This window comes from Dactylosporangium sp. NPDC049140, from assembly GCF_040648435.1.
Window position 1 is genome coordinate 188,894 of the sequence record NZ_JBEZDS010000006.1, and the last position, 13,386, is coordinate 202,279.

Annotated in this window: 11 protein-coding genes; 6 read left to right on the plus strand and 5 right to left on the minus strand. The window is 73.1% G+C overall.

Annotation, left to right across the window (positions count from 1 at the left end; genetic code table 11):
- Nucleotides 1-231 precede the first annotated feature (231 nt).
- Nucleotides 232-384: a hypothetical protein gene (locus AB0B76_RS12995; protein ID WP_360374069.1), complete on the plus strand. Its 153-nt coding sequence runs from the start codon at nucleotides 232-234 to the stop codon at nucleotides 382-384.
- Nucleotides 381-761, plus strand: coding sequence for a PPOX class F420-dependent oxidoreductase (locus AB0B76_RS13000; protein WP_360374071.1), 381 nt, complete (start codon nucleotides 381-383; stop codon nucleotides 759-761). The genes AB0B76_RS12995 and AB0B76_RS13000 overlap by 4 nt, the downstream gene beginning before the upstream one ends.
- Nucleotides 762-809: 48 nt before the next feature.
- Here the strand turns inward: AB0B76_RS13000 and AB0B76_RS13005 are convergent, their stop codons facing one another.
- Nucleotides 810-2,873, minus strand: coding sequence for a M4 family metallopeptidase (locus tag AB0B76_RS13005; protein ID WP_360374073.1), 2,064 nt, complete (start codon nucleotides 2,871-2,873; stop codon nucleotides 810-812).
- A gap of 332 nt (nucleotides 2,874-3,205) precedes the next feature.
- Between AB0B76_RS13005 and AB0B76_RS13010 the strand changes: the two genes are divergently transcribed.
- Entirely contained in the window at nucleotides 3,206-4,657 is a 1,452-nt protein-coding gene (locus AB0B76_RS13010; RefSeq protein ID WP_360374075.1) for a bis-aminopropyl spermidine synthase family protein, read from the plus strand.
- The gene (locus AB0B76_RS13015; RefSeq protein ID WP_360374077.1) at nucleotides 4,654-5,859 is read left to right on the plus strand and encodes an MFS transporter; all 1,206 of its coding nucleotides are present in this window, start codon (nucleotides 4,654-4,656) and stop codon (nucleotides 5,857-5,859) included. Before AB0B76_RS13010 ends, AB0B76_RS13015 begins: the two co-directional genes overlap by 4 nt.
- Here the strand turns inward: AB0B76_RS13015 and AB0B76_RS13020 are convergent.
- A complete protein-coding gene (locus tag AB0B76_RS13020) occupies nucleotides 5,810-6,379 on the minus strand; it encodes a TetR/AcrR family transcriptional regulator (protein ID WP_360374079.1) in 570 nt (189 codons plus the stop codon). The two genes, AB0B76_RS13015 and AB0B76_RS13020, sit on opposite strands and share 50 nt — an antisense overlap.
- Before the next feature lie 87 nt (nucleotides 6,380-6,466).
- Between AB0B76_RS13020 and AB0B76_RS13025 the strand changes: the two genes are divergently transcribed.
- Nucleotides 6,467-8,641, plus strand: a complete 2,175-nt coding sequence (locus AB0B76_RS13025; protein WP_360374081.1) for a glycoside hydrolase family 3 C-terminal domain-containing protein — start codon at nucleotides 6,467-6,469, stop codon at nucleotides 8,639-8,641.
- Here AB0B76_RS13025 and AB0B76_RS13030 read toward each other — a convergent pair.
- Nucleotides 8,625-9,053: a protein-tyrosine phosphatase family protein gene (locus AB0B76_RS13030; RefSeq protein WP_360374083.1), complete on the minus strand. Its 429-nt coding sequence runs from the start codon at nucleotides 9,051-9,053 to the stop codon at nucleotides 8,625-8,627. The two genes, AB0B76_RS13025 and AB0B76_RS13030, sit on opposite strands and share 17 nt — an antisense overlap.
- Complete coding sequence (locus tag AB0B76_RS13035) at nucleotides 9,050-11,194, minus strand: serine/threonine-protein kinase (protein ID WP_360374085.1); 2,145 nt, start codon at nucleotides 11,192-11,194, stop codon at nucleotides 9,050-9,052. The genes AB0B76_RS13030 and AB0B76_RS13035 overlap by 4 nt, the downstream gene beginning before the upstream one ends.
- 633 nt (nucleotides 11,195-11,827) lie before the next feature.
- On the opposite strand from AB0B76_RS13035, the gene AB0B76_RS13040 reads away from it, so the two are divergent.
- Nucleotides 11,828-12,157, plus strand: coding sequence for a PadR family transcriptional regulator (locus tag AB0B76_RS13040; protein ID WP_360374087.1), 330 nt, complete (start codon nucleotides 11,828-11,830; stop codon nucleotides 12,155-12,157).
- A gap of 257 nt (nucleotides 12,158-12,414) precedes the next feature.
- On the opposite strand, the gene egtD is transcribed toward AB0B76_RS13040, so the two are convergent.
- Nucleotides 12,415-13,386, minus strand: a complete 972-nt coding sequence (egtD, locus tag AB0B76_RS13045) for an L-histidine N(alpha)-methyltransferase (RefSeq protein ID WP_360374341.1) — start codon at nucleotides 13,384-13,386, stop codon at nucleotides 12,415-12,417.

Genomic DNA, 13,386 nt, shown 5'->3' on the forward strand with positions numbered 1-13,386 from the left:
GGCCCCCGATCCTGACGTGTGCCGCGCCGAGCCTACGGGCCGGTCCGGTGCACGGGGAGTCCGCGGGCTCGATGAGCACCTGAACGGCGCGGCCGCGGCGCCCACCCGGCGCGGCAAGTCCAACCAAACGGGGTGTTGCAGAATGGGCGGCGTGAAGGTGCTCGGCACGAGTATGCACTGCCTGGACACCGGTGGAGACGGCCCGCCCGTGCTCTTCCCGACCTGATCGGCATGGGGCGGTCCGGCCGGCCCGACCTGTGCCGGGCCGAGCTGCCGGCGCTCACCGTCGCCGGCGTGGGCGACGCGGGGCACTTCCTGCCCGCGGACGCGCCGGAGGCGATTGCCCGGGCGCTGGGCGACCGGCTCCGTACATTTGACGAATGAGCGCAGTGGAAGAGATCGGGCGGGCCGGCTACGTCCGCCTGACCACGTATCGCAAGGACGGCACTCCGGTCGCGACGCCGGTGTGGCACGCGCTGCACGACGGCGAGGTGTTCATCGTGTCCAACCTCGACGCCTGGAAGGTCAAGCGCATCCGCAACAACGGGCAGGTCGAGCTCACCCCGTGCAACGTGCGCGGCACGGTGAAGCCGGGGGCGTCGACGGCGTCCGGCACCGCGCGGCTGCTCGACGAGGCGGGCACGGCGCAGGCGCGGCGGTACATCGCCGGGAAGTACTTCCTGTCCCGGGCCGGCAACTTCTTCGCGCGGGTGCTGCGCCTGCGCAAGCCGCCGGTCATCGGGATCGCGGTGACGATATGAAGAAGGGCCCGGGCGACGCGCGGCCCGGGCCCCTCCTTCAGAGACTGCTCAGCTCAGCGTGACGGCCGTGTCGTCGATGACGAACGAGGTCTGCAGCGAGGAGTCCTCGGTGCCGCTGAACTTGATTGTGACCGTCTGACCCGCCAGCGCGCTGATGCTGTAGCTCTTGAGCTGGTAGCCGGAGGCCTTGTTGAGGTTCGACAGCGTGGCCAGGGTCGTCGAGCCGGCCGTGATGGTCAGCTTGTCGTAGGCCACACTGCTGGTCGTCTCGGCCGTGTCGATGTGGACGTAGAACGAGAGCGTCGCTGTACATCCGGCCGGGATGGTCACCGATTGCTGGATCGCCTCGGTGTGGGTCGAGCCGTAGCCGTCGAGCCACGAGCTGTAGGTGCCGCCGTGCGCGGCCTCGCCCGAGCTGGCCCACTGGCCGATGCTGCCCGTGGTGCCGGACCACGACGTCGCGCCGGACTCGAAGCCGGGGTTCGCCAGCTTCTGGCCGGAGCAGCCGCCGGTGGGCGGCGTGGTGGTCGGACCACCGGTGGTGGGCGGCGGCGTGGTGCCACCGGTGCAGGTCGGGTCGCCCGACTGCGCCGGCACGGACACCGCGTCCCACGCGGCCTTGACCGTGTTGAACTGGGTGCAGCTGCCCGGGAACAGGTTCTTCGCCGCGGTCAGCGTCCAGGTGCGGTACTTCAGGTACGACGACGACGAGGTCTTCATCAGCATCGCGTTGTACATGATCTTGATGGCGTTCTGGATGCCCAGCGGGTTGGTGACCGTCGAGCCGTTGCAGGTCGAGCTGGCGGGCTGACCGTTGCCGGACGAACCCTGCGCCATCAGGTAGAACCAGTGGTTACCCGGGCCGGCGGCCGCGTGGACCTCCTCCGACGGGATGCTGCTGGAGTAGCAGTTGTCGTCGCCCAGGGCCGACGGGTTGTACATGTTGCGGATCGGTCCGCTGCCGACGAGGTTGACCTCCTCGCCGACCAGGTAGTCCGGCGGGTCGTTCGGGTTGTTCGCGAACCACTCGGTGGCCGCGCCGAACGTGTCCGCGACGAACTCCTGGGTGTTGCCGTTCGAGATACCGCCCGGCGTGTTGTCGTCGATGCCGTGGCCGTTCTCGTGGCCGACGACGTCGGCGGAGGCGATCCACTGACCGGCGGTGTTCTTGCCGATCTGGACCTGGGTGCCGTCGTAGTACGCGTTCTGGTCGTTCAGGCCGACCCGCAGCGGCCAGCCGCCGCCGGAGCCGTTGAAGCCGTTGCGGCCCAGCCACGAGGACAGCATCGAGATTTCCTTCTGCGCGACGTAGAGCGCGTCGACGCAGCCGGTCTCCCGGTTGGTGCCGGTCCCGTTGCCCCACACGTCGTCGGAGCCGGAGAACGTGGTGTTGTTCGCCGCGTCCTGGCACGACAGGCCCGTGATGGACGGGTCCTTCATGCTGAACGTGCTGCCCGACTGCGTGGTGTTGATCGTCACGGAGCCGTTGATCCAGCCGGTGCCGCTGCCCTCGACCACGTGCTCGGTCGACTTGATCAGGGCGCCGGTGTTGGCGTCGACGTCAACGGTGAGCCGGCTGGCGCCCTCGGCGCCGGTGCCGGACAGCGTGGTCTCGTAGGCGAGCTTCGCCGACCCGTCGAGCGTGTACACGACCAGGCTGGTGCCCTCGACGTTGTTGACCGTCTTGAGCTGCTGCCGGGCGACCTTCTCGGCGGAGGCCGAGGTGATCGACGGGGTCGTCGAGATGTTGCCGATCGCCTTGGTCTGCGACACGGACGTGTACTGCGTCGCGCCGGCCTTGTCCGTGACGACGACGAAGTCACCGCCCCTGACGTGCAGGCCCTTGTAGGTGCGGTCGTACGAGATGTACTTGGCGTTACCCGAGGCCGTCACCGAGTTCTGCACGTAGCTTTCGTCGGAGCTGGGCTGGATCACGCTCGGCTTGCTCTTGACATACGAGTCGACCGACTGGGCGGCGGCGGCGTTGGACACCTCGACGGCGTCCGTGGAGGCCGAGGCGTTCGTGGCTTGAATGGCCGCGGCCGTGCCGGCTGTGACCAGCCCGACCGCGAACACACCGGCCGCTGTAGCGAACCGTGGGGAGAGCTTCAAGGGTGCCTTCTTTCAGCAACGACCCAAACCCACCGGGGAATGTTTGACGGGCAGGCCGGAACCAACGGAGGTCACGCCGCGTCGAAGCGTCTGAGGGCCGGTGTGCGCGCCGTACGAAGGCCCGCGTCGACATCGACTTACGGCGATGCGAGGACGATCACACACTTCGGAAGAGTTGGACAAGGGTCGATGCCCTTCCGGCACCCTCGCCCCCACCCTGTACTTCGGGATGTGAAACATCCCGGAAATCTCGCGCTCTGTAGATCGAATGCGGGCTTTACCGCTACTGCGGGTTAACATTTAACTGTCTAACCGGATGGTAGGGTGCCCCGGTGGAGCCCGAACCGATCGACGCGGTGGCCGCCGTCGTCTCGGCATCCGGGATCGCGGGCCGCCGATCGCGCGATCTGATCATGGCGCTCGCCGGCGGGTCCGCCACCCTCGACGACCTCGTCCGCGATCATGCCGTCCCCCGCCGCACCGCCGAGGCGATCCTGCGTGCGGCCGGTGCGGACCTGCGCAGCGAGCGCGGCAGGGTGTCCCTGGAGCCGTCGATCCGGCAGCGGTACCTCGAACGCTTCGCCGTCGCCGCCGAGGCCGACGTCACCGGGATGGCCGAGCTCATCGCCGGCGCGCCCCGCCCCGACCAGGCCCTCGACCACGTCTCCGCCACCGCCGGCACCGCCGAGCGCCGCGCCCGGTGGCTGGCCCGCACCTACGACCTGACCGGCGCCCGGCTCGTGTGCATCGGCGACCACGACCTCACCTCGCTCGCCGTGCGCAAGGCGCTGCCCGGCACCGAGGTCACCGTCGTCGACGTCGACGAGCGGCTCCTCGAGTACATCGACGGCCAGGGCGCGGGCATCGCCTGCTACCACGCCGACCTGCGCTTCGGCCTGCCGCCGGCGGTCGCCGGCACCGCCGACGTCATCTTCACCGACCCGCCGTACACGCCCGAGGGCGTGCAGCTCTTCCTCGGCCGCGGCGCCCAGGCGCTGCGCGACCGCACCAACGGGCGGCTCGTCATGGCCTACGGCTTCAGCCCCCTGACCCCCGCCCTCGGCCTGAAGGTGCAGCGGGCCGTGCTCGACCTCGACCTGGTCATCGAGGCGATGCTGCCGGCCTTCAACCGGTACCACGGCGCCCAGGCCGTCGGCAGCGCCAGCGATCTCTACGTCTGCCGCCCCACCACGCACACCTGGCAGGTCCTCGACCGCCGCCTCGACAAGCTCGCCGGCTCGGCCAACATCTACACCCACGGCGAGCAGTCCCTTGAAGCCCGAACCCCGATGTCGCAGGCGGCCCGGGGCCCGGCCCGCATCCTCGGCGGCGGCCCGCTCCCGGCGGACGAGCTCACCGTCGACCTCGCCGGCGACCCCGGCCCGTGGCTGGCCCGGGTGCTGCTCGCGCTCAACGTCCCGCGGGTCACGCTGCTCGTCGCCAACAACCACCCCGACCTGCGCGACGAGTCGGCCCAGGCCGCGCTGCGGGAACTGGTCGGGGCCAAGTACGACCTGCGCCTGCGCCGCAGCACGCCCGGCCCGAAGCAGGCGACCGTGGAGGCGGTACTGCGCCCGGCCGAGGGCGTCGCCGGATGGCTGCTCACGCACGTCCATGGCAAGATCGGCAACGTGCTGCGCGACGCGTTGATCCGGGCCGACCCGAGCCTGACCAGGGCCGCCGCCCAGGAGCGGGCGGCCGAGCTCGTCGGGCGGCCCGAGTACCTCGACGCGCGCCTGATCGACCTGCCCCGCCACCTGGTCGTGCCGCTCTTGAAGGCGTGAGCGCCGCCCTCTGGCGGAGTCGCGACTTCGCGGTGTTCATGGGCGTGCAGACGCTGTCGGCGTTCGGCGACGCGTGCACGTTCGCGGCCGTACCGCTGCTCATGCGCACCGGGACCGTCTCCATCACCGACCTGGGCTGGATCCGCGCCCTGTCGGCGGTGGCGACCCTGCTCACCGGCGTCGTCGCGGGCGTGATCGCCGACCGCTTCGACCGTCGCCGCGTGCTGCGCCGGTGCGACCTGGCCCGGTTCGTGCTGCTCGGCGCCGTCCCGCTCGCGTGGCTGGCCGGGCCGCAACCGTGGCTGCTGTACCTCGTGCTGCCCGCCGCCGCCGTGTTCTCGATGGTCTTCCAGGTCACCTACGTGGCCGTGGTGCCCGCACTGGTGCCCGCCGACCGCATCGCCGAGGCCAACGGGCTGCTGTACGGGGCGTACTCGGTCGCGTACCTGGCCGGGCCCGCCGTCGCCGGCCTCGTCTCGCAGGGCGCCGGCCCGGTCTACGCGATCGGCCTCGACGCGATCTCCTTCGCGCTCTCGGCGGCCGGGCTGTTCCTGGTGAAGCTGCGCGGGCCCGGATCCGCGGGCCCCGAGCGCGGCCTCGGCGCGGGGGTGCGGTTCATCCGCCGCCACCCGGTGATGCTGCCGCTGACCGTGCTCCTCGCGGTGCTGATCTTCTTCACGTCGAGCCTCAACGACGTGATCGTGTACCACCTCATGAGCGGGCTCGGGCAGCCGGACGCGGTCATCGGCCTGGTGCTGACGGCGGGGGTGCTCGGCTCCACGTTCGCCTCCGCCGCGGTCGCCCCGCTGCGCCGCCGGGCCGGCTTCGGGGCCACCTGGATCGGCGCGTTCGGCCTGTGCGGGCTGGTCGTGGCCGGGATCGGCCTCGCGACCGACGTGCCGCTCATCGCCGTGCTCGCGGCCGCGGTGACGCTGTGCACGGGCATCGCCGGGATCTCCTCGGTGTCGCTGCGCCAGGAGGTCACCCCGGGCCACCTGCTCGGCCGGGTCACGGCGGCGTTCTGGACGCTGCAGCTCGTGCTCGCCCCGGCCGGCGACGCCGCGCTCACCTTCTCGGCGAAGCATCTCGGCGTACCGGCGACGCTCGGGGTGGCCGGCGCCGCCGTCACGGTGACCGCCCTGGCGGCCCTGTTCACCCCGATAGGCCGGCGAACAGCCGCTCCGCCGCCGCCCGCCACATAGCGACCAGGTCCGTGCCCGCCGGGTCCCGCAGCCACTGCAGCTGCAGCCCGTCCATCGTCGCCATGACCTGGTGGGCGAGCGCCTCCGGGGCGGGGCAGACCGGCGCGGCCAGCGCGGCGATGGACTCCAGCACGGTGCGCTGCCGGGCGGCGAAGTAGTCGTGCGCGGGATGGTCCGGGGCCAGGGACTCCGCGGCCAGCACCGCGAACAGGCGCACGATCTCCGGCTGGCCGGCGTTGCGGCGCACCAGCGCGGCGCACAGGTCGCGCAGGTCGCGCGTGTGCGGCTCGCCCAGCGACCGGCGGTCCTCGGCGTCGCGGTGCTCCAGCACGGCGATGAGCAGGCCGTCCTTCGAGCCGACGTGGTGCAGCAGCCCCGGCACGGTCAGCCCGCACTCGTCGGCCACGTCCTGCATCGACAGGCCCCAGAAGCCGCGCTCGGCGACCAGGGCCGTCGCCGCGGCGATGATCTGCTCGCGCCGCTGCCCGGCCGGCAGCCGCGAGCGCTCGCGCCGTGCCAACTGCCGCCACCTCCCTTGTCGCCCGGGGTCGTCCGGTCTACGTTACGCCTTAATTACTACTTACTAGGTACTCAGTAAGGGGTCGACATGGAGATCGAGGAGCAGGCCGCGCTCACCAGCGGCGCCGACTTCTGGCACACCACGGCCGCGCCCGGCGTACCCGCGATCATGGTCAGCGACGGCCCGCACGGCGTGCGCAAGCAGGTCTTCGGCGAGGGGCACGGGCTGCTGGACAGCGAGCCGTCCACCTGCTTCCCGCCCGCGGTCGCGCTCGGCTCCACCTGGGACACGGACCTCGCCCGGCGGGTGGGGGAGGCGCTCGCCGCGGAGTGCCTGGCCAAGGACGTGGCCGTGCTGCTCGGCCCCGGCATCAACCTCAAGCGCGCCCCGCTCGGCGGCCGCAACTTCGAGTACTTCTCCGAGGACCCGATCCTCACCGGCGTGCTGGCCACGGAGTGGGTCGCGGGCCTGCAGAGCCGCGGGGTGGGCGCCTCGCTCAAGCACTTCGCGATCAACAGCCAGGAGACCGACCGCATGCGGGTCAGCGCCGACGTCGACGAGCGCACCCTGCGGGAGATGTACCTGCGCGCCTTCCAGCGGGTCGTCGAGCGGGCGCAGCCGTGGACGGTGATGTGCTCCTACAACCGGATCAACGGCGTGTACGCCAGCCAGCACCACTGGCTGCTCACCGAGGTGCTGCGCGGCGAGTGGGGCTACGAGGGCGTGCTCGTCTCCGACTGGGGCGCGGTCGTCGACCGCGTCGAGGCGGTCCGCGCGGGCCTCGACCTGACCATGCCCGGCCCCGACGACGCCGGCGACCGGGCGCTCGCGGCTGCGGTACACGACGGAAGCCTGCCCGCCCCCGCACTCTCCACCGCCGCCGGGCGGGTCGAGGCCCTCGTGCGCAAGGCCCTCGCGGCCGCCCGTCCGGGCGCGACCTTCGACGCCGCCGAGCACCACGCGCTCGCGCGGGAGGTCGCGAGCCGCGGCATCGTGCTGCTGCGCAACGAGGGCGGCCTGCTGCCGCTGGCGCCGGGCGAGGCCGCGATCGCGGTGCTCGGGGAGCAGGCGCGCAGCCCGCGGTACCAGGGCGGCGGCTCTTCGCTCATCAACCCGACGCGGCTGGACAACGCGCTGGACGCCATCACCGCGCTGGCCGGGGCGCCGGTGCACTTCGCGCCCGGCTACGACGACGTCGACGCGGCCGTGGCGCTGGCCCGCGCGGCGTCGGTCGCGATCGTGTTCGCCGGCACCGAGGAGGAGACCGAGGGCTCCGACCGCACGGGCCTGGAGCTGCCGGCCCGGCACCTCGAGCTGATCGAGCGCGTCGCGGCGGCCAACCCGCGCACCGTCGTCGTGCTCTCCAACGGCGCCGTCGTACGCACGGCGCCGTGGGACGCGACCGTGCCCGCGCTCGTCGAGGGCTGGCTGCTCGGCCAGGCCGGCGGCGCCGCGCTCGCGGACGTGCTCTTCGGCGTGGTGAACCCGTCCGGGCGGCTGACCGAGACCATCCCGCGGCGGCTGGAGGACCACCCGGCGTACCTGGACTTCCCGGGCGAGCAGGGGCACGTGCGCTACGGCGAGGGGGTGCACGTCGGGTACCGCGGCTTCGACGCCCGCGATCAGGACGTCGCCTACCCGTTCGGGTTCGGGCTGTCCTACACGACGTTCGCGTACTCCGGCCTGGCGGTGTCCACCGTGGACGGTGCGCTGGAGGTGCGCCTGACGGTCGCCAACACCGGGGACCGCGACGGCCGCGAGGTCGTGCAGGTGTACACGTCCCTGGGCGCCTCCCGCGTGCGCCGTGCGCCGCGCGAGCTGAAGGCCTTCGCATCGGTACCCGTGGCGGCCGGCGCCGCGGCCGAGGTCGTCCTGCGGGTCGAGCTCGCCGACCTGGCCTACTGGGACGTCGAGGTCGGGCTGTGGGTCGTGGAGGCGGGGGAGTACACCATCGCCGTCGGCTCCTCCTCGCGCGACCTCCGGCTCTCCGCCGCGGTCGCCGTGGCCGGCGACGACGAGCGCCGGGTACTCACGGCCGAGTCGACGATCGCCGAGTGGTTCGCCGACCCGCGCGGGGCCGCGGCCCTGGGGGAGGCGTTCGCGGCGATGGCGGCGGCGGGCGGCGACACGATGGCCCAGGGAATGGCCGACCCGGCGATGTTCACGCTCATGGCGAACATGCCGCTGGCCCGGGTGGCCGCCTTCGCCGGGGACGCGTTCGGCCCGGACACCATGGCGGCCCTGCTCAAGGCCGCGAACTGAAGTTCCGCACGTACCGCCGCTGCCACGGGGTCTCGACGGCGCCCGGGTGGTAGAGCCGGCGGACGTAGGCCACGGCCTCGTCCGCCGGCACGCCGTCGAGGATCGCGATGCACGCCAGGGCCGTCCCGGTCCGGCCGCGCCCGCCCCCGCAGGCGACCTCGACCCGCTCGTCCCCCGAGCGCCGCAGCGCCGCGGCGAACGCGGCCGCGGCCGCCGCCCGGTCCGACGGCAGCCGGAAGTCGGGCCAGCGCACCCAGGTCGCGTCCCACCCGACCACCGGCGGCTTCGCGACCAGGTAGAGCCCGAACTCCGGCGCCGTGGCGGGCGGCCCGTGGCGCAGCCCCCGCCCGCGGATCGCCCGGCCGGAGGGCAGCCGCAGCAGACCCTCCTCGCCGTCGCTCCAGGCCGTCACGGCTTCGGGCGGAAGCTCGCGAAGACGATGTCGAGGTCGGACCGGGCGCTGTCCCAGTCGCCCTCGGAGGTCGACCACCAGATGCCGTACGCCTGGTGGTCCGACGTCACCACGCCGCGGTTGTTCGCGTGCTGGCGGCCGCTGCTGCCGTAGGTGAACTCCCAGTCGGCGGCGACCACGAAGTAGTTCTTGACCTCATCGATGCGCACCCGCGTGTAGTTCTTGTAGTAGCTGCCGCCCCGGTCCTGCTCCTGCGCGGTCCAGTCGGCGACGGGGTTCATCTTGGGCTTGTCCGACTGGTCGACGCCGAGGGTGCGGCCGCCACCGCGGAAGTACACCATCGTGCCGTCCTGCGACTTGGTCCAGCCCTGCGGGACGTACACGGAGAAGCCTGTCGGGTCGTGGTAGTCGACCCAGCCCGCGGGCAGCGGCGGGAGCGTGCCCGAGGCCGTTCCGGCCTTCTGCGGCTGCTCCGTCGGGCCGGCCCCGTTCCCGTCGTTGCCCGCGGGCGCCGAGCTGCCCTGGCCGCTCCCGGCCGCGGACGTGCCCGCGGCGCTGGGCCCGGGGGCCGCGGTGGTCTGGGTGGCGCCGGTGCCCTGGGTCGCGGGGTCGTTGTCGTCGCTGCGCACGGTGAACCAGACCAGTGCCGCCACCACCAGCACGGCGGCGGCGCCGCCGAGGAGGAGGCCGGTGCGCCGCTGCTCGGTACGCGGGGGCGGCGCCACCACGGCCGCGGACCCGGCCGCGCGCTGGGGGACGGGGTCGGCCTTGGCCGGCGCGAACGCTCCGACGGGGGTTCGGCGCTCCTCGACCCTGGTCGGCGCGAACGTCTCGGGTTCGGGCTGGGGTTCCGGCTCGGGCTCCGGCTCGGCCTCCGCCTTTGTCTCCGGCTGTTCTTCCGCGACCGCCTCGGTCTCCGGCTCCTCCTCGACCTCCGCGGCCGGTTCTGCTTCCGTGGCCGGCTCGACTATTGCGGTCGGGTCTTCGGCCGGCTCTTGATCCGTTGCCACCGGTACCCAGGTCGCGGCCTCCGGTGCATCCACGTCCGGTTCCGGGTGCTCGTCCTCCGCCGCGGTGCCGAACACCGGGCCCTCGATCACGCCGGATTTATCGGAAACGCCGGTATGAACCGGCTGCTCCTCCTTCCCCTGCACCACGGGCTCGGCGGCCAGAGCGGCGACGGGCGCCGCGGCGGAAGCGGCCGGGGCGGCGGCGGGTGTGGCCGGCGCGGAGGCGGCGGCGGGCGCGGCGGCGGGGGGCGTGGCGGCGGGGGGCGTGGCGCGGGCGGCGGGGCGGGCCGGGGGCGTGCGCTGTGCGGGTACGACCGGTGCCGGCGTCTCCGCGCGGCCCCACCCGCCCAGCCACGAGCGCTTCTTCCGCGGCGGCTCCGGCGGCAGCAGGGCCCGGCGCAGCAGCTCGTCGGTCTGGGCGAAGTCGGCCCGCGCCCGCGGGTCCTTGCGCAGCAGCGCGCGCAGCACCGGGACGAGCGGGCCCGCGCGCTGCGGCGGGTCGGCCTCCTCGGACGCGAGGGCGGTCAGCGTCTCCATGGCCGAGCCGCGGCCGAACGGGGAGCGACCCTCGACCGCGGCGTACAGGGTGGCGCCGAGCGACCAGAGATCGCTCGCCGGGCCGGCGATGCCCTCGCGGGCCCGCTCGGGCGCGATGAACTCCGGCGAGCCGAGCACGAGGCCGGTGCGGGTCACGTGGCCCTCGCCCTCGACGCGGGCGATGCCGAAGTCGGTGAGGACCACGCGGCCGTCCTCGGCTAGCAGCACGTTGCCGGGCTTGATGTCGCGGTGGTCGACCCCGACCCGCTGGGCCGCGCGCAGCGCGTCGAGCACCGCGAGGCCGATCTCGGCGACCCGCCGCGGCGGCACCGGCCCGTCCTCGCGGATGACCTGGTCGAGGGAGCGCGACTTGACGTACTCCATCACGAGCCACGGCTGCCCCTCGGCCGCCAGCACGTCGTAGACCCGCACCACGTTGGGGTGGCTCAGCCGCGCCGCCGCCCGCGCCTCGCGCAGCGTGCGCTCCATTGCCACGTCCCGGGCGCTGTCGAGCAGCTCGGGGGGCAGGACGATCTGTTTGACCGCGACGTCCCGGTGGAGAGTCTCGTCCCGGGCGCGCCAGACCCGCCCCATACCACCGACTCCCAGGGGTTCAAGGATTCGGTAACGGTTGGCGACAACGGGGGGCGCGGCGGTCATGCAACATTGTGTACCCGAAGGATCTCCGGAGCACGCGCACCCCTCGCCGGTGTGTGGCGCCGGACAGATTTTCCTCCCCCCATGAGCCGGGGCCTCGGGCCGATCTGCTGACAGTGCGCGTCCGGATGCTCGCCTACCGTGGTTGCGGATCGGTTGCTCGCAGGTGTTCGGGTGGAGCTCATGCTCTTGGCGTCCGGCATCGGCGGTCTCGCCGTGTTCGGGGCGGCCTTCCTGCCGGGCAACACGCCGCCGTACCGCGTGGTCTGCCTGATCCTCGGCGCGGCGATGACGGCCTGGCTAGGCCGCCTACCCCGCGGCCCCGGCCGCCACGTGCGCCGCCGAGCCCGTCTACGCCGGCGCGGCCTTCGCCACCGAACCGGTCTACGCGTCCCCGATGGAGAACTCGCGATTCGCGCAGCCCATGCGGCCCGGCGTGCACGCGGCGCAGCCGGCCGGTCACGTTCCGCGCCAGTCCGGGCCCCGCGTGCTCGAAACGGTGGATCCGTCCGCCGGAAGGGCCCGGCACCGGGCGTCCTGATCGGGGCAAAAAGCCGTATAAAGATCGGCATGACCCCGATGCGGGAGCCGACGTTCCTGATCCTGACCGCCCTCGCGGCGCGGCCACTGCACGGGTACGCCGTGATCCAGGAGGTCGAGCAGCTCTCGGCCGGCCGGGTGCAGCTGCCGGCCGGCACCCTGTACGCCGCTCTCGACCGCCTGACCGCCGAGGGTCTGGTCGCGCCCGAGGGCTCGGAGGTCGTCGACGGGCGGCACCGGCGTTATTACCGGCTTACCGAAAGCGGCGCCGCGGCGCTGGCGGCCGATGCCGAGCGCCAGCGCCGGAACGCCGCGGCGGCCGCGAAGCGGCTGCGTCTGCGGGCGGCTGATGCCCGCTGACGCGGGTCCCGTCAACGGGTCGGGCCGGCCCATTGGTTGCGCATTGTGTCCATCCTCTCGGTTCTCGCAGGCCTGAAGTTGCGAGGCGTGGTCCGCCGATCCGTACCTTCGCCCAGCCCCCTGACGCCGCGCTGAAACCACGACACCGGCCCGCCGTCAGCGACTTCGACAAATACGAAATGTCGGATATGTCGAGGCGACGAAAAAGCGGTGTGCGGGCCAGGTGAACCCCGGCCCGCACACCGGACGACAGAACCTCAGACCGCCGCGGCCAGTGTCACCGAGAAGCGGGCCCCCTCGTCCGTCCACCAGTCGCGGACCGCGAACCCCGCCGCCGCCAGCTCCGCGGCCAGCCCCTCGCGCCGGAACTTCGCCGACACCTCGGTGCGCAGCTCCTCCCCGTCCGCGAACGTGATCTCGAGGTCGAGCGCCCGCAGCCGTACCGTCATGGGCGCGAGCGCCCGCAGGCGCATCTCGATCCACTCGTGCTCCGCGTCCCACACGGCCACGTGCGCGAACGCGTCCGGGTCGAAGTCGGCGTCCAGCTCGCGGTTGAGCACGTGCAGGACGTTGCGGTTGAACTCGGCCGTCACGCCCGCGGCGTCGTCGTAGGCCGGGACGAGCACCGCCGGGTCCTTCACCAGGTCGGCGCCGAGCAGCAGGAACTCGCCCGTGGCCAGCCGGGCGCGCAGGGCGGCCAGGAACGGCGCCCGCTCGGCCGGCGTGAAGTTGCCGATCGTGCCGCCCAGGAACGCGACCAGCCGCGTCCCGGCTTCGGGCAGCACCTCCAGGTGGCGCACGAAGTCGGCGACGATCCCGTGCAGGTGCAGGTCGGGGTACTCGCGGCGCAGGTCGGCGAGGGCGTGGCGCAGCGCCGCCCCGGACACGTCCAGCGGGGTGAACGAGCCGAGCGTGCCGTGCTCGCGCAGCGCGTCGAGCAGCAGGCGGGTCTTCTCCGAGGAGCCCGAGCCGAGCTCGATGAGCGTCTTGGCGCCGGTGATGCGTGCGACCGCCCCGGCCCGTTCGGCCAGGATCTCGCGCTCGGCGCGCGTCGGGTAGTACTCCGGCAGCCGCGTGATCTCCTCGAACAGTTCGCTGCCGCGGGCGTCGTAGAAGTACTTCGGCGGCAGCCACTTCGGGCTCGCGGTGAGCCCGCGGCGGGCGTCCTCCCGCAGGCCCGCGGCGAGGTCGGCGTCGGTCAGGTGGATTTCGAGGTCAACGTCCGTCAG